This is a genomic window from Negativicoccus succinicivorans, assembly GCF_018372215.1.
In the GTDB taxonomy this organism is placed as follows: Bacteria; Bacillota; Negativicutes; order Veillonellales; family Negativicoccaceae; genus Negativicoccus.
Window position 1 is genome coordinate 1 of the sequence record NZ_JAHAJN010000008.1, and the last position, 25,433, is coordinate 25,433.

The 25,433-nt window shown below is 51.1% G+C and carries 30 protein-coding genes, 1 tRNA gene and 1 other annotated feature; of the genes, 24 read left to right on the forward strand and 7 right to left on the reverse strand.

Annotation, left to right across the window (positions count from 1 at the left end; genetic code table 11):
* The first annotated feature begins 415 nt into the window (after positions 1–415).
* On the forward strand, positions 416–772 hold the full coding sequence (locus tag KIB08_RS05115) for a hypothetical protein (RefSeq protein WP_303990429.1): 357 nt from the start codon (positions 416–418) through the stop codon (positions 770–772).
* Positions 773–894: 122 nt separating this feature from the next.
* On the opposite strand, the gene KIB08_RS05120 is transcribed toward KIB08_RS05115, so the two are convergent.
* Entirely contained in the window at positions 895–1,113 is a 219-nt protein-coding gene (locus KIB08_RS05120) for a hypothetical protein (RefSeq protein WP_303990431.1), read from the reverse strand.
* A gap of 65 nt (positions 1,114–1,178) precedes the next feature.
* On the opposite strand from KIB08_RS05120, the gene KIB08_RS05125 reads away from it, so the two are divergent.
* The 13 genes from KIB08_RS05125 to KIB08_RS05185 all read left to right on the forward strand — a co-directional run bounded on the left by KIB08_RS05125 (position 1,179) and on the right by KIB08_RS05185 (position 11,617).
* Positions 1,179–1,598, forward strand: a complete 420-nt coding sequence (locus KIB08_RS05125) for an acyl-CoA thioesterase (protein WP_303990433.1) — start codon at positions 1,179–1,181, stop codon at positions 1,596–1,598.
* Positions 1,595–2,338 carry a glutamate racemase gene (gene murI / locus KIB08_RS05130; RefSeq protein WP_303990434.1) on the forward strand — a complete coding sequence of 248 codons (744 nt, stop codon included), beginning with the start codon at positions 1,595–1,597 and terminating at the stop codon, positions 2,336–2,338. The genes KIB08_RS05125 and murI overlap by 4 nt, the downstream gene beginning before the upstream one ends.
* Positions 2,339–2,345: 7 nt before the next feature.
* Positions 2,346–2,942 (forward strand): hypothetical protein, encoded by a 597-nt coding sequence (locus KIB08_RS05135; RefSeq protein WP_303990435.1) that lies wholly within the window; start codon positions 2,346–2,348, stop codon positions 2,940–2,942.
* Positions 2,942–3,667, forward strand: coding sequence for a coenzyme F420-0:L-glutamate ligase (locus KIB08_RS05140; RefSeq protein WP_303990436.1), 726 nt, complete (start codon positions 2,942–2,944; stop codon positions 3,665–3,667). The genes KIB08_RS05135 and KIB08_RS05140 overlap by 1 nt, the downstream gene beginning before the upstream one ends.
* Before the next feature lie 29 nt (positions 3,668–3,696).
* Positions 3,697–3,902: a binding site (T-box leader), on the forward strand.
* Positions 3,903–3,940: 38 nt separating this feature from the next.
* Positions 3,941–5,848 (forward strand): threonine--tRNA ligase, encoded by a 1,908-nt coding sequence (gene thrS / locus KIB08_RS05145; RefSeq protein ID WP_303990438.1) that lies wholly within the window; start codon positions 3,941–3,943, stop codon positions 5,846–5,848.
* Between the two features lie 8 nt (positions 5,849–5,856).
* Entirely contained in the window at positions 5,857–6,288 is a 432-nt protein-coding gene (locus tag KIB08_RS05150) for a HutP family protein (protein ID WP_303990440.1), read from the forward strand.
* 174 nt (positions 6,289–6,462) lie between these two features.
* A complete protein-coding gene (locus tag KIB08_RS05155; RefSeq protein WP_303990442.1) occupies positions 6,463–7,191 on the forward strand; it encodes an HAD family hydrolase in 729 nt (242 codons plus the stop codon).
* Position 7,192: 1 nt separating this feature from the next.
* The gene (locus KIB08_RS05160; protein ID WP_303990444.1) at positions 7,193–7,900 is read left to right on the forward strand and encodes a hypothetical protein; all 708 of its coding nucleotides are present in this window, start codon (positions 7,193–7,195) and stop codon (positions 7,898–7,900) included.
* A complete protein-coding gene (locus KIB08_RS05165; RefSeq protein ID WP_303990445.1) occupies positions 7,900–8,169 on the forward strand; it encodes a DUF4321 domain-containing protein in 270 nt (89 codons plus the stop codon). Before KIB08_RS05160 ends, KIB08_RS05165 begins: the two co-directional genes overlap by 1 nt.
* On the forward strand, positions 8,169–8,738 hold the full coding sequence (locus KIB08_RS05170) for a Maf family protein (protein WP_303990447.1): 570 nt from the start codon (positions 8,169–8,171) through the stop codon (positions 8,736–8,738). The genes KIB08_RS05165 and KIB08_RS05170 overlap by 1 nt, the downstream gene beginning before the upstream one ends.
* Entirely contained in the window at positions 8,738–9,433 is a 696-nt protein-coding gene (gene radC / locus KIB08_RS05175; RefSeq protein ID WP_303990449.1) for a RadC family protein, read from the forward strand. Before KIB08_RS05170 ends, radC begins: the two co-directional genes overlap by 1 nt.
* A 37-nt stretch (positions 9,434–9,470) precedes the next feature.
* A complete protein-coding gene (locus KIB08_RS05180; RefSeq protein ID WP_303990451.1) occupies positions 9,471–10,352 on the forward strand; it encodes a LysR family transcriptional regulator in 882 nt (293 codons plus the stop codon).
* A gap of 134 nt (positions 10,353–10,486) precedes the next feature.
* Positions 10,487–11,617, forward strand: coding sequence for an iron-containing alcohol dehydrogenase (locus KIB08_RS05185; RefSeq protein ID WP_303990453.1), 1,131 nt, complete (start codon positions 10,487–10,489; stop codon positions 11,615–11,617).
* A 116-nt stretch (positions 11,618–11,733) separates the two neighbouring features.
* On the opposite strand, the gene citC is transcribed toward KIB08_RS05185, so the two are convergent.
* The 3 genes from citC to KIB08_RS05200 all read right to left on the reverse strand — a co-directional run bounded on the left by citC (position 11,734) and on the right by KIB08_RS05200 (position 13,571).
* The gene (gene citC / locus KIB08_RS05190; protein ID WP_303990455.1) at positions 11,734–12,786 is read right to left on the reverse strand and encodes a [citrate (pro-3S)-lyase] ligase; all 1,053 of its coding nucleotides are present in this window, start codon (positions 12,784–12,786) and stop codon (positions 11,734–11,736) included.
* 229 nt (positions 12,787–13,015) lie between these two features.
* Positions 13,016–13,171, reverse strand: coding sequence for a hypothetical protein (locus KIB08_RS05195; protein WP_303990457.1), 156 nt, complete (start codon positions 13,169–13,171; stop codon positions 13,016–13,018).
* A gap of 115 nt (positions 13,172–13,286) precedes the next feature.
* A complete protein-coding gene (locus KIB08_RS05200) occupies positions 13,287–13,571 on the reverse strand; it encodes a hypothetical protein (protein ID WP_303990459.1) in 285 nt (94 codons plus the stop codon).
* Between the two features lie 154 nt (positions 13,572–13,725).
* Here KIB08_RS05200 and KIB08_RS05205 point away from each other — a divergent pair, with 154 nt between their 5' ends.
* A complete protein-coding gene (locus KIB08_RS05205) occupies positions 13,726–14,226 on the forward strand; it encodes a flavin reductase family protein (protein ID WP_303990461.1) in 501 nt (166 codons plus the stop codon).
* Positions 14,227–14,763: 537 nt separating this feature from the next.
* Here KIB08_RS05205 and KIB08_RS05210 read toward each other — a convergent pair.
* The 3 genes from KIB08_RS05210 to KIB08_RS05220 all read right to left on the reverse strand — a co-directional run bounded on the left by KIB08_RS05210 (position 14,764) and on the right by KIB08_RS05220 (position 15,850).
* Positions 14,764–14,855: transfer RNA gene (locus tag KIB08_RS05210), tRNA-Ser, on the reverse strand.
* A 146-nt stretch (positions 14,856–15,001) separates the two neighbouring features.
* Complete coding sequence (ahpC, locus tag KIB08_RS05215; protein ID WP_303990463.1) at positions 15,002–15,565, reverse strand: alkyl hydroperoxide reductase subunit C; 564 nt, start codon at positions 15,563–15,565, stop codon at positions 15,002–15,004.
* Positions 15,566–15,661: 96 nt separating this feature from the next.
* Positions 15,662–15,850 carry a hypothetical protein gene (locus KIB08_RS05220; RefSeq protein WP_303990465.1) on the reverse strand — a complete coding sequence of 63 codons (189 nt, stop codon included), beginning with the start codon at positions 15,848–15,850 and terminating at the stop codon, positions 15,662–15,664.
* A 445-nt stretch (positions 15,851–16,295) separates the two neighbouring features.
* Between KIB08_RS05220 and KIB08_RS05225 the strand changes: the two genes are divergently transcribed.
* From KIB08_RS05225 to KIB08_RS05265, 9 genes are all read left to right on the forward strand, one after another.
* On the forward strand, positions 16,296–17,444 hold the full coding sequence (locus KIB08_RS05225) for an O-antigen ligase family protein (protein WP_303990467.1): 1,149 nt from the start codon (positions 16,296–16,298) through the stop codon (positions 17,442–17,444).
* 427 nt (positions 17,445–17,871) lie between these two features.
* The gene (locus KIB08_RS05230; RefSeq protein WP_303990469.1) at positions 17,872–19,383 is read left to right on the forward strand and encodes an acetyl-CoA hydrolase/transferase family protein; all 1,512 of its coding nucleotides are present in this window, start codon (positions 17,872–17,874) and stop codon (positions 19,381–19,383) included.
* Between the two features lie 126 nt (positions 19,384–19,509).
* Positions 19,510–21,156 (forward strand): acyl-CoA mutase large subunit family protein, encoded by a 1,647-nt coding sequence (locus KIB08_RS05235; protein WP_303990471.1) that lies wholly within the window; start codon positions 19,510–19,512, stop codon positions 21,154–21,156.
* 39 nt (positions 21,157–21,195) lie between these two features.
* Positions 21,196–21,591 (forward strand): cobalamin B12-binding domain-containing protein, encoded by a 396-nt coding sequence (locus KIB08_RS05240; RefSeq protein ID WP_303990472.1) that lies wholly within the window; start codon positions 21,196–21,198, stop codon positions 21,589–21,591.
* Positions 21,592–21,664: 73 nt separating this feature from the next.
* On the forward strand, positions 21,665–22,603 hold the full coding sequence (gene meaB / locus KIB08_RS05245) for a methylmalonyl Co-A mutase-associated GTPase MeaB (protein WP_303990473.1): 939 nt from the start codon (positions 21,665–21,667) through the stop codon (positions 22,601–22,603).
* Between the two features lie 32 nt (positions 22,604–22,635).
* Positions 22,636–23,052 (forward strand): methylmalonyl-CoA epimerase, encoded by a 417-nt coding sequence (gene mce / locus KIB08_RS05250; protein WP_024048710.1) that lies wholly within the window; start codon positions 22,636–22,638, stop codon positions 23,050–23,052.
* A gap of 57 nt (positions 23,053–23,109) precedes the next feature.
* Positions 23,110–24,639, forward strand: a complete 1,530-nt coding sequence (gene mmdA, locus KIB08_RS05255) for a methylmalonyl-CoA decarboxylase subunit alpha (RefSeq protein WP_303990478.1) — start codon at positions 23,110–23,112, stop codon at positions 24,637–24,639.
* Between the two features lie 55 nt (positions 24,640–24,694).
* Entirely contained in the window at positions 24,695–25,039 is a 345-nt protein-coding gene (locus KIB08_RS05260) for an OadG family protein (protein WP_303990480.1), read from the forward strand.
* 46 nt (positions 25,040–25,085) lie between these two features.
* Positions 25,086–25,430, forward strand: a complete 345-nt coding sequence (locus KIB08_RS05265) for a biotin/lipoyl-containing protein (RefSeq protein ID WP_303990483.1) — start codon at positions 25,086–25,088, stop codon at positions 25,428–25,430.
* The last annotated feature ends 3 nt before the right edge of the window (positions 25,431–25,433 follow it).

The window sequence follows — 25,433 nt, forward strand, 5'->3', positions numbered from 1 at the left end:
GTCTTTTTTGTGTAATGTGATATAATGTAATTGAATAGCGGTAATCCTACGGGGGAGCCGCGGGGACTTGCCTACGTGGATGAGTACGCAAGTCCTTTTTAATTTTCAAATGTTGAACTTCGTAAAAATCGAGGTTTTCACGAAGCTAAAATACTGAACTTCGTAAAAAGTAGCATTTTCACGAAGTTAGGATAATTGCTTATGTCATAAAATCGCCAAAACATGAAATAAAGAGAACCCTTATTTCATAAAATCGGTGAAATCTGACATATGGAAATTTTAACTTATTTTCTATATGCGGTATGTGAATAAATTGCACATACTATAAAAGGGGTGAGAACGATTGCAAAAGCGAAGATTGCTATTATGCTTGTTGCCGCTATTCTTGGCGGTCTTTTTATTTGGTGGTTATTCGGTGAAAGCGGCTCCGGTGACATTGACGGCGGAGGAATGGCAGACGTTAACGTCAGAATTGAACGCGCTCGAAGCGAGAACGAGCGAGCGAGAGAATTTAATCAACGAATTGAGGGCAGCATCGGGCGGCTTGAATACGAGCAACAACGAATTGAAAGCGGAGCTGGAACGGTTGAAAGTGTTGCAGATCGAGCAGAGGCGATCCTTAACGCGGACAGCGCGAGCATTGAAAGCGTCCGAGCGGTCGTTGATGCGGTGGAAGAAAGACGAGTTGAAAAAGCGGACAAGCCTTGAGCATAAAAAGCGGGCGTGGCAGATTATTGCGGTAGCCGCGGTAATTGCGGCGGCTGTGAAGTAGCGTTTGATTTAGAGATGTGTTAAATCAAAAAGGAGCAGGATTTTTACCTGCTCCGCTTTTTTTATTTGAAATAGTTTTCCCCCATTGTTCCCCCACGATAAAAGGCAACCAGCAACAAACGCCTATTTGCGGGTCTTTTTTAATCTATTCTTCTTATCGAGATCATAGGGAATCACGGCGCTGCAACCGACACAGCGAATGCGTCCGCGCCGACGTTCCACCTGACTTTGAAAAAGAGTCAGTTCTTTTTTGCAATACGGACAAATAATCATCATGGCAAGTTCCTCGTTTTTGTTTCCAGTATACGCAAGCGCCGAGAAAACGGCAAGTTTCTTTGACATTCCGCGGGCGCGCGACTACAATAAATAGTATTATGAGTATGAATAAGAAATAAAGGATGATGAGTATGTTTTCCTATCCCGTACGGGTACGTTTTTATCACACGGACGGCATGCAGGTCACGCACCATGCCAACTATATTTTATGGTTTGAAGCCGCGCGTGTGGAGTTTTTTCGTCAGGCGGGAATTCCGCTCGGCGACATGATACGCGATGAAATCGTCTTTCCGATTTTGCATGTGGAAGTCGATTACCACCATTCGTCTTACTATGATGATGAGCTTGAAGTTCATGCGAAAATCGTCAAGCTGACGCGGGCGCAAATCGTGTTCGCGTATGAAATCGTGCGTCCGAAGGACGGCGCGACCATCGTCACGGGCAAGACGAAAGGTACGTTTACATCGGTCGAAACGGGCAAAATCATACGCTTGCCGATGAAATACTATGAACGTTTGCAAACGATGATCGAACCGGGAGATGCCGAATGATCGGCGTTATCGATTCCGGCGTGGGCGGTCTTTCCGTATTGAAAGAGTTGCGGCAGGCGATGCCGCAGGCGGATTTTTTCTACTTGGGCGACACCGCGCGCAATCCCTACGGCACGCGAACGCCGGAGGAAATTAAAAAGTACTCTCTGCAGTTGGGGAAATGGCTGTTGGCGCGTGAAGTGACGGGACTGGTGGTCGCCTGTAATACAATTACCGTGCAGGCGCTGGATTTGTTGCGACGCGAATTGTCTATGCCGGTGATCGGCATGCAGACGGATGTCGCGTTGTTGCCCGCGGAAAAACGTGTGGCCGTGTTCGCGACGCCGGCGACGATCGCCAAGGGGAATTACCAACAATCTCTGGCCGAGCGTTATCCGGCAGTGGATGTGGTGGCGCACGCCTGTCCCGGCTTGGCCTCGGCGATTGAACACTATCGCCGTGAAGAGATCGGGCAGCTGCTGGAAGAATGCCGTCCGTTGCTTTCTGAATGTGATGCGGCGATTCTCGGCTGCACGCATTATCCGCTGGTCATAAGCGATTGGCAGGAACTTTCGCCGTCGTGCCGATTTATTGATCCGGCGCAGGCGACAGCGAAAGCGGCTCGCCACGCGTTGGGCGAGCAGGCGCAAGGCAGCGGGCGAACGGAGTATACATTTACGCAGGAAGGCCGTGCGGCCATGTGGGTTTCCCGCTTGTTCGGACCGAACGCCGCGGCCCGCCAAGTGACGATCGAGGAGTGAAGCAAAAATGTGGGGCTATTATGTATTAAATATAATTATTGCCGTTCTTGTTATTATCGCCGTTGTGCAGTTGCTGGCGGCGCTGCATGCGGCGCGGCAGGGCGATGCGAAGTGGAAGGTGTTCTTCCCCGGCGCGCGTCGCGGTGAACGCAAAGGCTATCGTCGCGCTGTTCCGGAACCGCCGCTGGTCGTTACGAAGGTGACGCCAAAGGCAGTGACGTTTGCAATCGAAGCGGCATTACGCAATATCGGTCGCCAACAGGGGACCGTGATGGATTGCTTCCCGCGCGCCTATTTACCGCAGGAACAGTATCCGTCATTACGCGTGGAGGCCTTCTTATCGCGAGCGGATGAACCGCGCGATGACGGGTATTGGGAAGCGTACCTTGTGCCGCGTAAAAAAGACGCGCTCTTGACCATTGTCGTTACTTTACGTTCATTGGACGGTCCGATCGCTACAGCTATTGGTGATCTTGGAGAATTTCCGATCGATGTGGTTTACAACGTGTACGGACGCAGCGATGCCCGCTATGAACGCACCCGCTTCCTTGTTTCCGGCACGAATTTGCGCCAGGCGCTGTTGCAGGAGAAAGGGGTACGCTGATGAACGAACAGATGAAACTCATCCCAATCCCGACGCGTATTTTGACGGCGGCGGACGACATCGCCGATGTCGTATATGAATACGGGCATTTTTTGATCGGACCGCATGATGTAGTGTGCGTGGCGGAAAGCGTAGTCGCGATCACGCAGGGTCGCTATGTGCGTCCGGAAGATGTGAAAGTTTCCTGGCAGGCGCGACTGATGAATCGCTTTGTGCCGGCGGAAGGTTCGATGTCGACTATTTACGGCATGCAGGCCGCGATGGACGCGGAAGGCGAATGGCGGATGCTCTTTTGGTTCATCGTTGGCTTTATCGCGAAACTGTTCGGCAAACGCGGCGTATGGTATGCGCACTGCCGGCAGGCATCCCTCGTTGACGATGTCACGGGAACGATGCCTCCGTTTGACAAATGCATCGTGTACGGTCCGGATGAAACGGATGCGGTTTGCGATGAAATCGCTGACCGCCTCGGTTGCCATGGCGCCGTGATTGCGGATGTGAATGATTTGAAGAAAAGCGCGGTACTGGGCACGAGCAAAGGTATCGACGCACAGGAAATCGCCCGACTTTTGATCGACAATCCGTTCGGCAACGCCAGCCAAAAAACACCGATTGTCGTCATTCAAAACTACTCCGGCGGCAAAGTACGTCCGACACTTCCGCAAGATTCGTTCACCGATACATTACCGCCGCCATTGCCGCCGCTTGACAAATCACAGAAATAGACGTACAATACTGACAATATCAAAAGATTTCAATGACCACGAAAAGGACATGACCGTCATTGCCCGGTAACTCAAGAGAAGAGCGTCACGGCTGCAAGCGCTCGTTACCACAGTGATTGTTACCGCCTTGGAGTCGCCGTTCGGAAATGAACGGCCGGGCAGACCCGTTATCACAATCGAGAGAATCCGTACGGATTAACTTGGGTGGAACCGCGAATTAACTTTCGTCCCATTTGGGGCGAAAGTTTTTTTATTGCAAAAGGAGCAGATATTATGGCAAAAATTCATTTGGCGGACGGCAGCGTGCGCGAGGTAGCAAACGAAAGCAGCTGGCTGGATGTCGCGAAAGCGATCAGCAACAGCATGGCGAAAAAAATGGTTGTCGCGAAAGTCGACGGTGAGTTGACGGACTTGTCGCGTCCGGTCGTCGACGGCGCGCAAGTCGAATTTTTTGACGGCGCGAGCCCGGAAGGCTTGCACGCGATCCGTCATACGGCGGCGCATATTATGGCGCAGGCGATTTTGCGCCTGTGGCCGGACACGAAACTCGCGATCGGACCGGCGATCGATAACGGTTTTTACTATGACATGGACACCGAGCATGTGTTCTCGCCGGAAGATTTCCCCGCGATCGAAAAAGAAATGAAAAAGATCGTGAAGGAAAACCACAAACTCGTGCGCGAAGTGATGAAACGCGACGCGGCGATGGAACACTTCAAAGCAGAGGGAGAGATTTATAAAGAAGAACTGATCCGCGATCTGCCGGCGGACGAAACCATTACTTTCTACACGCAGGGCGAATTTACCGACCTTTGCGCGGGTCCGCACGTAGTTTCGACCGGCAAAGTCAAAGCATTCAAACTGATGAGCGTCGCGGGCGCTTACTGGCGCGGCGATGAAAAAAATAAAATGCTGCAACGTGTCTACGGTACCGCCTTCGGCAGTCAGGAAGAATTGGATCATTACCTGTTCGTGCTGGCGGAAGCGGAACGCCGTGATCATCGTAAATTGGGCAAAGAACTTGATTTATTCAGCTTCCAGCCGGAAGGCCCGGGATTCCCGTTTTTCCATCCGAAAGGAATGGTTTTGCGCAACGAGCTGCTGGCGTTTTGGCGAGAGCTGCATCACGAATACGACTACGATGAAATTTCCACTCCGGTCATTTTGAATCGCGATCTGTGGATGCGTTCCGGTCACTGGGATCATTACCGCGACAATATGTACTTCACGCAGATTGATGAAGAAGATTACGCGATCAAACCGATGAACTGCCCGGGCGGTATTCTGTACTATAAAGATTCGCCGAAGAGCTACCGCGATTTCCCGTTGCGGGTCGCCGAACTCGGCTTGGTGCATCGTCATGAAATGAGCGGCGCGCTGCACGGCCTGTTCCGTGTTCGTTGCTTCACGCAAGACGATGCGCATTTGTTCATTTTGCCGAGCCAGATGAAAGAAGAAGTACTGAAAGTACTCGAACTTTTTGATCGGATTTACTCCGCTTTCGGTTTGGAATACCATGTGGAACTCTCCACGCGTCCGGAAGATTCGATGGGCGATGACGATCTGTGGGAACTGGCGACCACCGTTTTGCATGACGCGATCGAATCCGCGGGCGTAGCGTACAAGATCAACCCCGGTGACGGCGCGTTCTACGGACCGAAGCTGGACTTCCACATTCAAGACTCGCTCGGACGTACCTGGCAGTGCGGCACGATTCAGTTGGATATGCAGATGCCGGAACGTTTTGACATGACGTATATCGGCGAAGATGGCGAAAAACATCGTCCGGTCATGATTCACCGCGCCGGCTTCGGCAGCATCGAACGTTTCATCGGTATTTTGATTGAACACTACGCCGGCAAATTCCCGGTCTGGCTCGCTCCGCTACAGGTGAAGGTCATTCCGGTCGCGGGACGTCATCTGGAGTACGCTAACGAGGTGGCCCGTCAACTCAATCAGGCGGGCTTGCGAGCGCAGGCGGATGAACGCAACGAAAAGCTCGGTTACAAAATTCGCGGCGCGCAATTGGAAAAAGTACCGTACATGTTGATCTTGGGGGATAAAGAAGTGGAAGCGCAGTCGATTTCAATCCGCAACCGCGCGGGCGAAGAAACCAACGATGTGGTGCTGCAAGATTTTATCGCGGACTTGCAGAAAGCGGTTCGCGAACGGCAAGGTTGAGGTCGCTTATGGGGGCCCATGAATATTCCAGCAGTGACGTCGGTCGTGTGGCCATGAAGTTGGCGCTCACGTCTTCACGCGCGGAAGAAAACACATTGCGTAAAGAATTTTCCGAGGCCGGTTTTAAAACGGCGGCGGTGGATTTTGGCGGCGTGTTTATCACGATTTTACCCAAACTGATTGAGCATGCGGTGGTAGCCGCCCAGCGCACGGGTATTGTTTCCGATACCCACGTCGGTGAAGGCGCTGTCGTCGGCGCGGTCCAGTCGGCAGTCGAGGCGATTAAAATGAAAGCGCTCGGCCAAAATATCGGCGGTAAAATCGCCATTGCTCGCAAAGGCGATCATCTTGTTGTCGCTATTTACGGCACTGTCGGCGTGCTGCACTTTAACGAAGTGGTGGCGGGCATCGCGCATCGCGCCGTGTATGACAATATCTGAAAATAGAAAGAGACATGCCAAGGCATGTCTCTTTTTGTCGCCATCATTTTTAGAAGCGTATTGTACACCTTCGCTCTTCACCACATCACAGGCGCTGATGGGATTTGATTATGCTATAATAAATAAATAAGATATTATTTTCCGTAATAGCGCCAATCGATAGGGAGGAACGGCATGAACGTACTTTTTTGGGATATTGACCAGACGCTTGTGTATACCGGCCATGCCGGTTTTCTTGCGATTGAGCACACCCTGACGGAAATGATGGGACCGGATGCGACATTACCCCGATTTGATGCGGGAGGACGCACGGATAATTTTATCTGCCGTGAAATTTTGCGGCACGCGCTGCAAAAAGAACCGACGCTTGACGACGTGCATCAATTCAGCCGTCAATACGAAGAAACGCTGCTCTACTATATGCAGGAAACGAAAGGAAAAATTCTGCCGTATGTCAAAGAATTGCTGGCGTATTTCAGCGGTATGCCCGATTATGATCAGCTGCTCTTGACGGGCAACAGTCGCCGCGGCGCGGAACTCAAGCTTACCCATTACGGTTTGGCGAGCTATTTTGATTTCGATTACAGCGGTTTTGCCGGCGATGATTTCAATCGTATCGATGTCGCACGGCGCGCCGACGCGTTGGCGCGGGCCAAGTGGGGCGCGGAACTGGAAAAAATATTTATCATCGGTGATACGGAGCACGATATTCAGTGCGGCAAAAAAATCGGCGCGTATACGATTGCGGTCGCTACCGGTTCACGCAGTTTGGAAAAACTGCAAGGGTATGAGCCGTGGCGGGCGTTGCCGGAATTAATCCCGGCGGATGCATTTCAACAACTGTTAGATGAAGCGGACACGGAAGAGCCGCCTATGCATCCGGTAGCGGGAAAAGGAGAATAGCATGAATCAGAATGGGGAACCGGAAATGACGGAAGAACGTCGCGGGACGACTGACAATCCCGTTTTTCCCAAACAGATATTATCGGTGGTAGGGGATCCGATGTATGAAGATGAGTCGGACAATTCGGGCAGTCGTTGGCCGGTGATCGGCGTCGCTTTTTTGGTGGCGGTATTTTTCATCTGGGCTCTGGGGCGCATGATTGATCATTATCAGGCGACGCAAAGTTTCTGGGGGAGCATTGATTACGCGAGCATTGTTTTCGTGTTGTTCGCGATCTACTATTTGCTGGGACAGGCGCTTACCAGTTACCACTTGTGTTTGACCGATACGGCGCTGATTTGCGAATATCGCACCTGGTTTCGCATGCATCGCACGGAAATTCCGTACGACTGCCTTTACGGGGTGCATACGCACAAAGCGCGGGTCGCCAATAACGTGAAGTTCCGCTACAAATGGCGTTGGTATTCGCTTTTGGATTCCCGCCTTCTGTACGCTCTTTTCTGTAAAATTCCGCGACCGGGTAAAAAACCGCAATTCGGTCGCGCGTTGTTCAAAGCGGAACCGCAATTTTTGCTCGGCTTGAATGAATACTTGCCGGGGCGGGTGGGGATCACCGAAGAGGAAACCACCTACCATGTGCTCTTGGACGAAAGCAAACGTATGGATGAAGTCGAGCGTTTGAAAGCCGCAAGAAAGCAGGCGAAGTGATGCGTTGGAGCGGTACTCGCGGCATCTTGATGCTGCTTTTATTCCTTTTTGTCGGAGCGCTTTTGGGCGGGATTTTGGCGGATCTTCTGGGGTCGGTCTCCTTCTCCGGCATCATGCCGTACTTCGTTCGGCAGTATACTTTGCTTGACGTGCAAAATATTCATTTAAATCTCTTGATACTTGAAATTGATTTCGGCATTCGATTTGCGCCGAACTTATTAAGCGTAATCGGCATGATTATTGCCGTATGGGTATTTCGGAGGATCTGATGTGGATTTTGGCATCGGCATCACCGCGCCGTAAACAGCTCTTGACAAGGGCGGGCGCTCATTTTACCGCGATTACGCCGGAGTATCGGGAACGCAACCGAAGCGAGCATGCCCCGGCGGCCTTGGTGCAAGAACAGGCGCTTGGCAAAGCGCGCGCCGGCACGGCGATCTCTCACATGCCGCAGCTGGCGGTGTTGGGCGCGGATACGCTGGTGGTTTGCGATGATACGGTGTTCGGTAAGCCGCGTGATCGGGAGATGGCGAAGACTATGCTTACCGCGCTCGGCGGCCGGACGCATCATGTCGTTACGGGACTGGCGTTACTTTTGCCTTCAGGAGAAGCGATCACGCGGGCGATAACCACCGAAGTCAAGATGGAACGCTGGCCGCAAGCGTTGCTGGAAACGTATTTGGCCGGCGACGAATGGACGGATAAGGCCGGTGCCTACGCGATTCAGGGAACGGCGGCGCTGATGATTTCCGACATCGCCGGAAGCTACACTAATGTGGTCGGTTTGCCATTGCACGCGACATATCGGCTGCTCACGGAAAACGGAGTGGAATGGTAATGGCACGCATTTGCGATTTGACAGCGGAAGAGCGGCCGCGCGAGAAGCTTTTGACGCAGGGGCCGGAGAAACTGACCGAAGTGGAGCTGATCGCTTTGATCTTAAAAAGCGGGATTCCCGGTCAGTCGGTGATTGAGCTCGCGCGCGCGGTCGAAGACCAGTGGATCGGAGGCGATCCGTCGCGCTACGGCTCACTCCATTGGCGGGATCTCTTGACGGTCAAAGGCATCGGCGTCAGCAAAGCGGCGACTCTCTGCGCTGCGATTGAATTGGGGAAACGTCTGGCGCAACGTAAACCGCAAACGCGCAGCGATTTTTCCGATCCGGATGCGGTCGCGCGGTATTTTCTGCCGCAGTTGCGGGATTTGCCGCAGGAAGTGTTTTACTGTTGCTATCTGAACACGAAAAATGGTTTGCTCGCCGCGATTGAACAGTCGCGCGGCAGTTTGGATCAAAGCGTCGCCGATGTGCGACTGGCGATGAAAGATGCGATTCGTTGGAACGCGGCGGCGATGATCCTGGTGCACAATCATCCGAGCGGTGATCCGACTCCTTCCGGGGCGGATATCGCATTAACTGAGCGGTTTAACGCCGCCGGTGAAGTCTTAAACATACCGGTGCTCGATCATGTGGTCATCGGTGCGGGAACATTTGTAAGCTTGCGTCGGGAACATTTATTTCAGCCTTCTGTGTGACCATTGTCGGGGAAAGCAATGGGAAAGGAGCCTACGCATGGACATCGAATATTTTCGCAATTTTATTATGATAGTCGATTCGCAGACCTTGACCGAGGCGGCGAAGCGACTGAACATGGTACAGCCCGCGTTAAGCGCGCAGTTGAAACAAATTGAGACGAATTACAAGGCGGATCTGATCATTACATATCGAGGCGGGCGGCGCATCGAACTCACCGAAGCGGGGCAACTTTTCTATCGCCGCGCCAAAAATATTATCCGTTTGGCGGACGAACTCAAATATGAGGTGCAAAGCGTGTCGCAAGGCGGTGAAGGTACCTTGCGCATCTCGATTACGCCGGGCGCGGTCAACGGCTTTATCGATACCTATTTGCAGCCCTTTACGGAAGAGCATCCGCACTTCCGTTCCATTTTTTCCGAGGGCAATGTGGACCAGCAGGCGGATGCGATGCTGAACGGAGTATCCGATATAGGCGTTATGAATGAGCCGATTCCGCGCGGCTATTTATTTGACCTGCTCACGATTCGCTACCGATCGCTTTCCGCCGTGATGAGCGATCAGCAGAAATGGCTCAAAAAACCGCTGCAGCCTTTGACCATTGAGGATCTGGCCGGTATTCCGCTTTGCGTGACGCGCAGTTTGGCGCCTCGTCTGGAAAGCTTTTTCCGGGAACGCGGTTTGCATCAAGATATTCGCGTTGTCTGCAGCACGAATCTGGTTGCGATGCATTGGGCTCGCCGAGGCATGGGGATCGCGGTGGTTATGGGCGAGCCGGATGAAGACGTCAACATCGGCCTCACCACCATGCCGATTGCGACGGAAGAGATCGTGGGAGCGGAGCACATTTACACAGTCAAAGATCGCAAATTGACTACGATCGCGCAGATGTTCTGCGATTTTATTCGCGAACGAAATTAACCTCTGTTTGATGCTCTCGCGGTACAAGCATATAATAATATTGACGTATTATATATTTAGGAATATTTTTAAAGGGAACTCCATGAAGAACTTTACTTATCACGTTCCGACAAAGGTTATTTTCGGATCGGATCGTGAACGTGAAGTCGGTCAGCTGTTGCGCAAAGAAGGCACTCCAATGCGCCCAATGCCACGGCTTATTGGAGCGCGTGCAGGCATCATTGGATGAAGCGGGTATTTTATACAACGATATCGGCGGAGTTTACCCGCCGACGACACGCCGCAAAGCGAACGAAGGGATTGCTCTCGGCCGGATTGAAGATGTGGATTTTATACTTGCGCTGGGAGGCCCTGCGGTCGTCAATCTGGCGAAAGTCATCGCGATCGGTATCGTCAACTACGGCGATATCTGGGATTATTTCACCCGCGAACGCGTAGCTAAAGAGGTTTTTCCGGTAGGTGTCATTGCTACCACCATGGCGGGTTCCGGTGAAATGAGCGTGGTAACCCATTTGACCAATAAAGTGCAGCGCGTCAGCCGCATTATCAATGTGGTGGGCGCACGGCCGCGCTTTGCGATCATGAATCCGATGCTGACGTATCCACTTTCCAAAGAGGAACTGTACAGCGGCATTTCCAAAATTATGATCATGACGATGGAACACTACTTTACGCATAATTCGACGATGGAACTGACGGATAATATCTGCGAAGCGCTGCTGCGCGTATTGATCCGCAACTCGCAGACCATCCTGACGGAAATGAATAATTATGACGCCAGAGCCAATGTCATGTGGGCGAGCGCGCTGGCGCATAACGACCTGACCGGTTCCGGCAACGGCGAGGCGGATATTACCGTTCACGAACTGCAAAAGGAACTGTTGGGCTTGTATAATATTTCTTCCGGCGTCGGTATGGCGGCCGTTTGGTGCGCGTGGGCAAGATACGTCTACACCGCCGATGTGCATCGCTTCTATCGGTACGGCAGAACCGTCTGGGGTATTGAACTCGACTTCGGCACACAGGAAGAAATCGCGCTGGAAGGAATTCGTTTTACGGAAGAATTCTTTGCCCAAATCGATATGCTCGGTCCGGTAGCTTCGCAGGAAGTTCGGGATATCGAATTCAATTTGGAGGAGCTGACCGATCGCGCGATGGCGGGTCGTCCGCAGCTCGGCAGCTTTAAGGTCTTGACGCGTGACGAAGTGCAGCGCATTTACGCGGATGCCGTCGAATATCTGAAAAACTATCGGTCAGTGTCGTAATCGACACTGACCGATCGCCCGTGACAGAGCAGGAGTAAATACGCTGCTTTGCCAACCTCGGCGTAGTCACTAAATACGAAAAAGACGTCCGTACGGACGTCTTTTTCGTATTTATTTTATTTTGCAAGTTTGGCTTTGGCGGCGGTGTCTTTTTTGATTTTTTCGATGATGGCGGCGCCGCGTTCCGAATGCAGGTAGTCCAACGTGGTTTTCGGAACCATCGCCTCCACCGTTTGCCAATCATCGTTGGCAAGCGCGGCACGCACCTTAGAGGCGCTGACGATAGTACCCGATTTTTGGATACGGGGAATGATCTTGAAATCCATATCATTCATCGGCAATACTTTACTAAGCGCCGAATTATACGCGCTTGTCGTGTTGTCGGTCGGTTCTTCGCCGACGAAACGAACGGTGATGTCAAGCGCCGGCGCGATCTTTTCCGCGAACACGGTCGCGTCGAGTTTCGTTTGCGCGTCGAGCGCTTCCGTACCTTTGATGAAGTAGGTCGGGAAGGTGGCGTTCGAAATGATATAATCACCGCCTGAAACCACTTTGACATTGCCGAGGTCGGCGGTCCCTTTGCGAATCAGTTCCAAACGATCTGCGAACGGGAACATCGAACGGTCTTCCTGTACGGCAAACAATACGACATCATCGCACTGTTGCGACGTGTACTCGATCAAAGCGCGGTGACCTTTGGTAAAGGGGTTGCAGTTCATGACAATGGAACCGCGCACCGGACCAGCCGGTTCACCGACGATTTTTTTCGTTTTTTCTAAAAATTCCGCCAGCGTATCGTCACCGGATTCCAGCAGAGCGGCATACGGCTCCGCTTTCGCAACGCAGGTAAAGCCGGAGTGTTCAAAAACCGGTGCTTTTTCCGGTTTCGTAAAGATCTGATAGCTGGTGATGCCGCGGCGTTTCGCTTCCGCCATCAGGTGGTCGAGAATGCGGTGCGTAAGACCCTGTCCCTGGTATTCAGGATCGATGGCAATGTTGCGCAAAACACGGCCGCTCAGCGAGCCGGTGGCGATCAGGCGTTCACCGTCAAAGATCCCCATGGAATAGTCGATATTCCCCGAAAAAGTCAATTCAAAACCGGCCAGAAAATTCATCAGACGTTGGTGCATGGCAGCGTCTTGTAAGTTGATTTCACGTTCTGTATACATCAGCGGTCTCCTTTGCATAAGTTTACTTTATTATACCAAATTCACAGCCTTTGGGGCATGCGCGGTTTTCCCGCGACATGGGAGAAATAAGAAAGCAAAAAGGTCCCCAGCGAACCGGGGCCCTTTGGTTTTTTTATTTACGATGCGACCGACTCTCTACCGGTCCGCGCGCGTAGTGGACGCGCGCGTTTTCCCGAATGTCCGGCTCGCTCGTGTCGATGTCGCCTGTTTAGACCTCGTCATGACGAACGACAACGCCTTCTTGATACGCATCATCTTCGCTTTCATCATGACGGACATCATCATGGCGAACGATCGTTTCCGGCGGGTCGTTGCGGACTACGCCGTCAAAATACGCGCCATCTTTAAGAGCGGCGCGTTCCAAATGAGTCTCCTCGCCAGCGGTCTTTGAAGCAGTATCATAATCATCGTATGTACAAGCCATGGTAATCCTTTCCGCAATAATAGTTCCACCGACATAATGGAAAAAAGTTTGATTTTTATTTTTCGCCGTGCAAAATCTCGGCGATTTCTTTGCAACCGGCGCCGTTGTCACGCGCTTTTTTCGCGCGTTCTACCCGTTCTGCGTAGGCGCGGTGCGCCTCATCGTTCGGCACGGGGTCATCCCATTTGCGGTTCATGATCGTTTGGAAAATCACATGGCATTCATCTGTCGATTTTCCCGCCGCTTTGGCGGCTTCCACATGTTTCATCGCCGACTCATAGCGGGCGCGTTCATGCGGATTCATTTTGCTGACATCGTATTTACTGTGCGGACAACTCATAGTACGCCTCCTTCATTCATTTACCTGCTTTCATTATAGCATGTGCATCGAAAAACGGTCGTTCTTCGTGCGGCATAAACCGCGAATTGCAAAATCGACTCAAATTTCCAGTGGTTGTATAATAAAAAAAGAAAATGTTCGAAGGAGGCTTATTATGCGTGAAATTTCCGTAACAGAACTGCAAGTCACCCCGCAAATGATCGGTGATGAATGGTGGCTGGTAACCGCCGGCGATAAAACGAAAGGCTACAATACGATGACCGCGAGTTGGGGACATGTCGGTGTCATTTGGCAACGCCCGACGGCGATCGTGTATATCCGTCCGCAACGTTACACCAAAGAATTTATGGATCGCGCGGATCGGTACACGCTTTCTCTTTTCGGCGGCGACTATAAAAAAGAGATGGGTTACTTGGGCAGCCATTCAGGACGCGATGAGGATAAAGTCGCCAAAGTCGGTCTTACTCCTGTTTTTGAAGAAGACTATACCTACTTTGCGCAAGCCGAGACAGTGATCGTTTGCCGCAAATTATATCGGGCGCCGCTGCTTCCCACCGGATTTATCGACGCGCGGATCATCGATGAGCATTATCCTGACGGCGATTTCCATGAAATCTACATCGGCGAAATAGAAAAAGTTCTCGTGAAAGAATAAGCGCGCGTAAAGCGCGGTAAAAATAACGTTCACACAACGACGATGCGCGGGATGAAATAAAAAACGCCGCCGAACTTACCGGGCGGCAGTGAATTTTACTTCACTCATCAAGTCGTCAGCTTACGGCTTTTACGAATATGAAAAAAAGGAATAGAAAAAGAAAAAGAGTTCCCACGTGCGTTCGGCTAAGATGCCGGGCCCTATCGTGGGCAACTCTTTTTCTACGTTTAGGATACATGACGCGGTAATATATGTCAAGAGCAACGAGAAAACATGGCGCAATGATAAGTTTTCTCATGTCACCGTGCGCGCTGTAAATCGCCGCCATAATATCGCTTGATTCGACCTTGGTCGGCATGCGTTTTCAGAGGACTTTTATTTAGGTCGACCTTTTTTTCGCGCGCGGAGATAACTCGAAAAAGGATCGCGCGTGGCGGTGCATGGACACCGACAGGCATGAAAAAGACCCGCGATATCGCGGGTCTTTTGACATTATCGGTAATTCATTTACTTGGCATTATGTTGACCGAAAGTAAATGGCGGAGAGAGGGGGATTCGAACCCCCGGTACGGTTTGCGCCGTACACATGATTTCCAATCATGCACCTTCAACCACTCGGACACCTCTCCGCGTGCATGAATACTCTCCTAGTGTAGCGAATTTAGAGGCGATTGTCAATTTTATTCTATATTGGAATAAAAAGTTGTTTTGCCGTCGCGCGCTCGTCGCTTGCCTTTGATATAAAAAAGCCACCCGGAGGGTGGCTTTTTTGAAGTTAAATCGTACCGACTAAATCTTTACCCGGTTTCAACGTTTCCGCGCCTTTATGCCAACGTGCGGGGCATACCTGGTCGCCGTGTTCGGCAACGAATTGCGCCGCTTCTACTTTGCGAACCAATTCTTCCGCATTACGGCCGAGGCCGTCCGCGTGAATTTCCAAAGCCTGAATGACGCCTTCCGGATCGATGACGAAGGAACCGCGTTGCGCGCTGCCTTCCTCTTCCGTCATGACATGGAAGTAGCGAGCCAATTTGCCGGTCGGATCACCGATCATTTTGTATTGAACTTTCTGAATGCTCGGGGATTCTTTTGCCCAAGCCATATGAACGAAATGCGTATCGGTCGAAACGCTGTACACTTCGCAACCTAATTCCTGCAATTTTTCATAGTGATCAGCCAAGTCCGCCAATTCCGTCGGGCATACAAAGGTGAAGTCGGCCGGGTAAAAGAAGAAAACCGCCCATTTTCCCAAAACGTCCTCATGGGTGAGTTGCTTCAATTCGCCCGCCTGATAGTAGTCTGCCTTAAATTCCGGTAGCTTTTTCCCAATCATGCTCATTGTTACATTCCTCCTTATGTTTAATATGAATGATGCTCATCTTTAGTATAGTCATTATATGCAAATAAATCAATATAGGCCGCGAAAAAATTTGACTTATTTACGATACAAACTCTTTTTATCCTCGGTGGTACGCCGTTTGGCATACCGGTAGCAATCGATAGCGATGCAAAAAAGAACCAGGGCGAGAACCAGACCGTTACCGATGTTCAAGCCGACGTTGTTGATATGGTAAATCGTGTACATGAAGGCGACAGCCATTGTACCAACTTTGATTTTGTCCATGTGAATCCCTCCTTTTGCTATTGTAGCATACATAAAATCATCATGCGGCAAGGGAACAGGAAGTTTCTTTATACGAAGTATCAATTTTAATAATAATAATAACATTATTATCTTTATTTATTAAATCATTTATATATAGGGAAATAAAAATTTAAGTGAAATGGAAAAGTAAAATGGCGCTGAAAAAGAATGTTTAATTTACGAAATATAAACAAACATGATTAATGCTCAAAAAAATAGCTGTTTAATCATCATTGATAACTTTACGGGCGGGGATAAGGGACAACACGGGTGTCAGGCCCTGCCCGCGTGGACAGAAAGAGCCCCGCGCATTATAATAAACTTAATATCATCCTGAAAGGAACGAATCTGCATGCAGGTACAGACGCATTCCCGATTATTATCGCAATGGTGTAGCGGGTTATTATATGCGGCGGCTTTTTTTATGCCCTGGTGGCAAATGGGACTGGAGTTTTCATTATTTGCGGCATGCGCCGTTATGGCGGTTCTGCTCTGGCGCGAGCCGGCCCGTTTGCGCGCCTTGCGTTGGCCGGGAGTGGCGCTCATGCTGTTTGTCGCTTGGGCGTATTGCACCACATGGCTGGCGCCGGAACCTTCCACCAGCGCATACAATTTTTTTTATCGCTGCGGCACCTACGCGGCGATGTATTTACTAGTGACGTGGCAGTTACGCACGCGCGAGCAATGCGTACATTTTTTAAGCTATTTGTTGGCCGGCGCGGTCATTGTATGTGTCATCGGCATGTATCAGTATTTCCTCGGCGGGTTTGACGGCTTTACTATGGAATGGGTGGATCGCGAACGTTTTCCGCTACTGCTGCGTCGTATGTACAGTACGCTGGGAAATCCCAACTTGCTGGGGGCGTATTTGTTGATTATTGCGAGCGTGCTGGCGAGTTTTACTGCGATCTATGAGCGCGGATACAAACGTTTGCTGATGGCGGCATTTTTGCTGCTGATATTGCTGGTGCTATTACTGACGTATTCGCGGGGGGCGTGGGTAAGCATGCTGGTGGTGCTCATCGCCACCGCTATTATCTATGACGGAAGGGTCGCTTGGGGCTTGTTGGCCGTGCCCGTGTTTCTTTGGTTGCATCATGGACAAATTACGGAGCGTTTCATCTCTCTTTTTCACGGTGGTGATACGTCCGTGGACCTGCGCTTTGCGTTTTGGCGCAGTACCTGGCAAATGATCGGCGATCATTGGTGGACCGGCATCGGCTGGGCGGCGTTTCCGCTTGTGTATCCCCGCTATGATTACTATATTCAGGATCCGTCGATTGTGATTTATCACGCACATAATTTATACCTGACGCTATTGGCGGAGACAGGAATCATCGGTTTCGCGCTATACATGTTGGCCTTTTGGGGCCATGGCGTTTTGGCCTGGCGCGGCTATCGAACAAGCGTCAGCCACCTTGCGCGGGCACTGTCTTTGGGAGTGCTGTTGGCTGTGGTCGGTATGAGTATCAACGGACTGTTCGATTACAACTTTTTCCACCGGACGGTGGCACTTACATTTTGGACATTATGCGCATTGCAAAGTGCACTGAGCCGTTTGGGACAACGCTGAAAAGAAAAATTAGAAAGGTTTGGAAACATTAAGAAACGCATGAATATGCGTCATAATGAAAGCAAATAACAAGGTTTACAATTAATCAACAATATTTTGTAACAACCATCGAGCCACGTTTTAAAGAAACTTAGAAAGATTAGAGAACAAATAGTAATGATTGACAAGGAAAAATTCATCGACTATCATATAGGCGAACAACATGTGAGGGTCTGATTTACAAGGCTTTTCGCAAAAATACGGAGTTGGTCTACAAGGGAGGGAATTCAAGAACTTAGGAAACGCCAGATTTATCGCATTGCGGTATCGTTGACTATTTCTCTTCCCTCAAAAGGATATTGTCGACGGCGGCGATATCCTTTTTTGTTTCTCGGAACTATGTATGACATAGTGCGTTTCGTTGTTTTTTTAGGAGATGGTAAAGGGAATGGATATTAACGACATTCGCGACAGAATTCGGTGTAAAGATCTGCTCGGCAAAGTCATGACCGCAGAAGAAGCGGCCGCCATGATTCACCCGAATGATCATATCGGTATCAGCGGATTTACACCGTCCGGTTACCCGAAAGCAGTGCCACTCGCATTGGAAGAACGGATTAAGAAAGAGCAGTTCAAAATTGATCTGTGGACCGGCGCCTCGGTCGGCCCGGAAGCAGACCAGGCTCTGGTTGAATGTGACGGTATGAACCGCCGCTTCCCGTACCAGACAAACGATGTACTGCGCAAAGCTATCAACGCCGGTAAAGTACATTACATCGATATGCACTTGAGCCACGTAGCGCAGCAAGTACGCACGGGCTTTTTTGGTGACTTGGACTGGTGCATCATCGAAGTATGCGCGATTACCGAAGAAGGTCACCTGATTCCGACGACCGCTTTGGGTAACTCGCCGGTATATGTCACGGAAGCGAAAAAAGTCATCATCGAAGTGAACACTTCGCAACCGCTCGAATTGGAAGGCATGCATGATATTTATCAGCCGGCCAACCCGCCGCACCGCAAACCGATTCCGATCGAATCAGCCGGTGATCGCATTGGTACCCCGTACATCGAAGTGGACCACAGCAAAATTGCTGCGATCGTACCGTGCGACATCACCGACAAAACACGCCCGTTCGCCCCGATTGGCGACGACGCGAAGAAGATGAGCGGCAACCTCATCGACTTCTTGCAAAACGAAGTAAAACACGGCCGCTTGCCGGAAAACCTGCTCCCGTTGCAATCCGGTGTAGGTAACGTAGCAAACGCCGTAATCAGCGGTTTGGTCGATTCCCCGTATGAAAACCTGACCGTATACACGGAAGTCATCCAGGACGGCATGTTCGACCTGATTGACGCCGGTAAATTGACGATGGCCTCGGGCACGAGCCTTTCGCCCTCGCCGGACGGACTGAAACGTTTCTACAAAGGTATCAAAGGATATCGCGATAAGATCGTTCTGCGTCCGCAGGAAATTTCGAACAACCCGGAAGTCATCCGTCGCTTAGGCGTTATCGCGATGAACACCGCGCTCGAAATGGACATTTACGGCAACATCAACTCGACGCACGTATCGGGCACGAAGATGATGAACGGCATCGGCGGTTCGGGCGACTTCGCTCGTAACGGCGGCTTGAGCATCTTCTTCACGAACTCGATCGCGAAAAACGGCGACATCTCCTGTGTCGTACCGTTCTGCTCGCACGTCGACCATACGGAACACGACGTACACGTCTACATTTCCGAAATGGGCGTTGCCGACGTTCGCGGCCTCTCGCCGAAAGAACGCGCTCGCGTGATTATCGAAAACATTGCGCACCCGGATTACCGTCCGGAATTGATGGACTATCTGCAACGTGCGGAAAAAGCTTGCGGCTACTCGCAAACCCCGCATATTCTCAAAGAAGCATTTGATTTCCATCAGCGCTTAGCCGATAACAAGAGCATGAAAAAGCAGTAAGACCCGATCCCTCTATGGACTTACCCGCATCGTTGAAAAGACAGCTTAAGCTGCGGCTGCGTTGTGGTTAGTCAGTCTCGCAAGAGACCGATATATATTTATATTTTTTAGGAGGATGATGAACACATGGCTAACGAATCCTTGAAGGCCAAGTTGGAGGCATACGAAGAAACAGTTGCTAAGATGTATGCCAAGTACCCGGAACGTCCGAATATGAAGCACAACAAAGTCTACACCCCGCTCGATATCGAAGGGTTTGACTATGAACGCGACCTGGCTTTGCCGGGCAGCTACCCGTACACCCGTGGCGTACAGCCGACGATGTACCGCGGCCGTCTCTGGACAATGCGTATGTATGCCGGTTTCGCTACGGCCGAAGAATCCAACCAACGTTACCGTTACCTGATTGAAAACGGTGCGACGGGTCTTTCCTGCGCATTCGACTTGCCGACCCAGATCGGTTACGACTCGGACGATCCGATGAGTGCCGGCGAAGTCGGTAAAGTAGGTGTTGCGATTGATACGCTCGCCGACATGGAAATCCTGTTCGACCAGATCGACTTGGGTAAAGTTTCGACCTCGATGACGATCAACGCTCCGGCGTCTGTCCTCTTGGCGATGTACATTGCCGTTGCGGAAAAACAGGGCGTATCCCCTGACCAGCTGCGCGGCACGATCCAAAACGACATCCTGAAAGAATACGCGGCTCGCGGCACCTACATCTTCCCGCCGAAACCGTCGATGCGTTTGATCACCAATATTTTTGAATACTGCTCGCAGAACGTTCCGAAATGGAACACAATTTCGATCTCCGGCTACCACATCCGTGAAGCTGGTTCGACAGCGGCACAGGAAATCGCTTTTACGATCGCTGACGGTATCGCATACATCGAAGCGGCACTGAAAGCCGGCATGGAAATCGACGAATTTGCAGGTCGTCTGTCCTTCTTCTGGAACGCGCACAACAACGTACTCGAAGAAGTTGCGAAATTCCGTGCATCCCGTCGTCTTTGGGCGCGCATCCTGAAAGAACGTTTCGGTGCGAAGAAAGACAAATCCATGAAACTGCGTGTACACACGCAGACCGCAGGCTCGATGTTGACGGCGCAACAGGTCGACAACAACATCGTTCGTGTAGCGTTGCAGACCGCAGCGGCTGTTCTCGGCGGCACGCAGTCCTTGCACACTAACTCCCGCGATGAAGCGTTGGCATTGCCGACGACGGAATCCGTACAAATCGCATTGCGCACGCAGCAGATCGTTGCGTACGAATCCGGTTTGGCTGACGTAGTCGATCCGCTGGGCGGCTCGTACTATGTAGAAGCGTTGACCAATGCGATCGAAAAAGAAGCGGAAGATTACATCCGTAAGATCGACGAAATGGGCGGCGCGGTAGTCGCTATTGAAAAAGGTTACATCCAGAAAGAAATTCAGGAATCGGCATATCGTTGGCAGATGGAAGTTGAATCCGGCGACCGTATTATCGTTGGCGTCAACAAATTCCAAGTCGAAGAAAAACCGGTCGAAGGCTTGCTGAAAGTCGACGCTTCGGTTGGCGAACTGCAGTCCAAGAAATTGGCTAAAGTTAAAGCTGAACGCGATCAGGAAGCTGTCAAGGCTACTTTGGAAGCATTGCGCAAAGGCGCCGAAGATGAAAGCGTCAACCTGATGCCGTTGATCCTCGACTGCGTACGCGCATATGCATCTTTGGGTGAAATCTGCAACGTACTGCGCGGCGTATTCGGTGAATACCAGGCGCACGCTACGGTTTAAGATACGCTATTGCTGAATGGATACGGGAGGTAACCAATTATGGCAGAAAAATTAATTCGTGTAATTGTTGCAAAACCGGGTCTGGATGGCCACGACCGCGGTGCTAAAGTAGTCGCTCGTGCGTTGCGCGATGCGGGTTTTGAAGTTATTTATACCGGTCTTCGTCAGACTCCGGAACAGATCGCGGAAGCGGCTCTTTCCGAAGACGTTGACGTAGTTGCGTTGAGCTTGCTCTCCGGTGCGCACGGCACGCTGTTCCCGCGCGTTATCGAACTCTTGAAAGAAAAAGGCTTGAATGACGTGCTCGTTATCGGCGGCGGCGTTATTCCGGTAGGCGATATCCCGGCACTGAAAGAAGCCGGCGTAAAAGCTGTCTTCACACCGGGCACTCCGACTACGAAGATCATCGAATTCATCAAAGAAAACGTTCAATAAGAAAGGATGGACGGTACCAGCTCCCGCTACGGCGGGAGCGTGGGGTCGTAATTGACCAAGGGGGGGCAAAACCATGGATTTAATGAAGGAATTCTGGAATGGATCCAGGCTGGCCTTGGCGAGGTCTATCTCTGCAGTCGAGAACGAAGCGGACGGATATGTCGATATACTTCGAGAAATCTATAGTCATACAGGTAATGCGCGGATTATCGGTATTACCGGCGCACCGGGCGCAGGCAAATCGACCCTGACCGACAAGCTGGTAAAACATTTCCGTAAACAAGGTAAGACTGTCGGCATTGTCGCAGTCGACCCGACGAGCCCGTTTAGCGGCGGTGCGATCTTGGGTGACCGAATTCGCATGAATGATTTGACATTGGATGAAGGCGTATTTATTCGGAGTATGGGTACGCGCGGAAGCTTGGGGGGACTCTCCAAGAAAACCGCGGATACGGTCAAGTTGATGGATGCATTCGGCATGGATGTCGTCGTGATTGAAACGGTTGGAGTCGGCCAATCCGAAGTCGATATCGTTAAGAATGCGGATACCACATTGGTTGTACTGGTACCCGGTTTGGGTGATGATATTCAGGCGATTAAAGCGGGCATTCTGGAAATCGGCGACGTATTTACGATCAACAAATGTGATCGTGACGGCGCGGACCGTTTGAACGTTGAAATTGAAATGATGCTCGATTTGAACTCGGAAGAGGTGGATTGGCGTCCGCCGATCAAACGCACCATTGCCAGTCGTGACGAAGGCGTGGCCGACGTCATTGAGGCGATGGAAGAACATCGTGAATTCTTAGAAGAGTCCGGTCTTCTGCAGGAACGCAGACACGAACGGACTGTCAATGAGATCATCGCGATGGTCAAAGAGCACATCTCCCGTCACGTAATGGAAAAAATTACGTCCTCGGGTGAATTTGATAACTACGTGGAACAAGTCTATGCAAGGAAAGTGGATCCTTACACAGTCGTTGAGTCCATCGTAGGAAACGCCATTAAATAATTTTAGTTTTTATTGCAAAAGGAGGAAAAGGTATGGCAAATTGGAAAGTTATGAATATCGACCATATTGGTATTGCTGTGGATGACCTGCAGAAAACGAAACAAGTTTTCCAGGAAACGTTGAACGTTCATCCGACCGCAGCAGACGAAACGGTGGAAGAACAGAAAGTCAACGTAAGCTTCTTCAAACTGGGTGACGCGGAACTCGAATTTTTGGAATCCACCAGCCCGGATGGCCCAATTGCCCGTTACATTGAAAAACATCGTAACGGCTTCCAGCATGTTGCTTTGCGTGTTGACAGCATCGACGCAGCTCTCGAAGACTTGAAAGCTCGCGGTGTTCGTCTGTTGGATGAAAAACCTCGCTACGGTGCCGGCGGTTGCCGCATCGCGTTCTTGCATCCGAAAGCTACGAACGGTCTTTTGATCGAACTTACGGAGCGTCAATAATAGGAGCATGCCGCCTCTGTGAGGCGGCCCTCCCTACCATTATTCGGAGGTGTAAGAATGTCGGTAAACCAGCAAAAAGTTGAATTACTTCATAAAAATTTGGAACACGTCCGCATGGGCGGTGGCCAAAGCCGTATCGACAAACAGCACGCAAAAGGAAAAATGACTGCGCGTGAACGTTTGGAAATCCTTTTTGACGAAGGTTCCTTCGTCGAAATCGGCGCTTTGGTAAAACATCGTTGCGTAAACTTCGGACAGGATAAAAAAGATCTTCCGGGCGAAGGTGTTGTTACCGGTTATGGTACCGTTAACGGCAAACTCGTTTACGCATTTGCGCAAGACTTCACGGTAGAAGGCGGCTCGCTCGGCGAAATGCACGCCAGCAAAATCGTCCGTGTCCTGCAGCTTTCGCTCAAAATGGGCGCACCGTGTGTTGGCCTGAATGATTCGGGCGGCGCTCGTATTCAGGAAGCGGTTGATGCATTGTCCGGTTACGGCCGTATTTTCTTTGAAAATACGATTGCATCCGGTGTCGTTCCGCAGATTTCGGCCATCATGGGACCGTCGGCCGGCGGCGCGGTTTACTCGCCTGCATTGACGGACTTCATCTACATGGTCGACGGCACCAGCCAAATGTTCATCACGGGTCCGGCCGTTGTTAAATCGGTCACCGGTGAAGACGTAACGGCGGAAAAACTGGGCGGCGCTATGACCCACAACAGCATTTCGGGCGTATCGCACTTCATCGCGAAAGACGACGAAGACTGCTTGAATCAGATCCGCTATCTCTTGGGCTTCCTGCCGAGCAATAACATGGAAGAAGCTCCGATTGTTGACACGGGTGATGACCCGATGCGTATGGACGAAAGCCTCAACACCTTGTTGCCGGACAACTCCAACACAGCGTATGATATGTACGATGTTATCAAGAGCATTGTCGACAACGGTGAATACTATGATGTACTCGCTCACTACGCGAAAAACATCATTACTTGCTTTGCCCGCTTTGACGGACAAACCGTCGGCATCATTGCCAACCAGCCGAAATTTATGGCCGGTTGCCTGGACATCAATGCATCCGACAAATCCAGCCGTTTCATCCGTTTCTGCGACGCTTTCAACATTCCGCTCGTAAACTTGGTTGACGTACCGGGCTTCTTGCCGGGCGTACAGCAGGAATACGGCGGCATCATTCGCCACGGTGCGAAAATGCTGTTTGCGTACTCGGAAGCGACCGTGCCGAAAGTAACGGTAATTACCCGTAAAGCTTACGGCGGATCGTACCTCGCGATGTGCTCCCAGGACTTGGGCGCGGACCAGGTATTCGCTTGGCCGACTTCAGAAATTGCGGTTATGGGACCGGCAGGCGCTGCCAACATCATCTTCCGGAAAGATCTGGACAAAGAACAGAAGACGGCAGAGTATGTGGAAGAGTTCGCCACTCCGTACAAAGCAGCTGAACGCGGCTTTGTTGACGCAGTTATCGAACCGAAACAAACGCGTCCGTACGTTATCAACGCGTTGGCCATGCTCGCCAGCAAACGCGAAGCCCGTCCTGCGAAGAAACACGCCAATATTCCGTTATAATCCCTTAGCGGCATAACGAGACATAGGAAAATCTAAAGAGAAAGGATGGGTGTGAATGGGAAGTGAACTGAATCCTTGGGTATTTATGCTGATCAACATGTTCATTGTATTCGCTGTGTTGATTATGCTTTGGGGACTCATGACGATCATTCGACTTGTGGATCCGACCGGGGAAAAAAAGTCGTCTCCTAAACCGGTAGCGAAAGCGGCGCCTGCCGCGGCAGCAGCTGCGGCTCCGGCAGCGACGTCGACTGCGTCCGGCAATGATGAAGTGGTTGCGGCTATTACCGCAGCAATAGTAGCAATGGGCTACTCGAGCACGCAAATTGCGTCCATTCGACCGGCCAAAAATACCGGTTGGACGGCAGCGGCGCGTCTGTCTGGAGTAGACAATTACTAAGCAATACCTTGTTTTGGAGAATTACTTTTTAGTAGGAGGATGTACAATGAGAAAATTTTCTGTAACCGTTAATGGTCAAGAATACGATGTAGAAGTCAACGAACTCGGCGCAGGCGCAGCTCCGAAAGCGGCTCCGGCGGCAGCTCCGGCTCCGGCAGCGAAAGCGGCTCCGGCCGGCGCGGAAACGGTAAAAGCTCCGATGCCGGGTAAAATCCTTTCCGTCGAGGTAAAAGAAGGTCAGGCTGTTAAAGCCGGCGATCTCCTCTGTGTCTTGGAAGCGATGAAGATGGCTAACGAAATCTATGCTCCGCATGACGCTACGGTAACAAGCATTATGGTCGCAGCCAATGCTACCGTACAAGCGGGCGACGATTTGATCGCGTTGGGCTAAAAC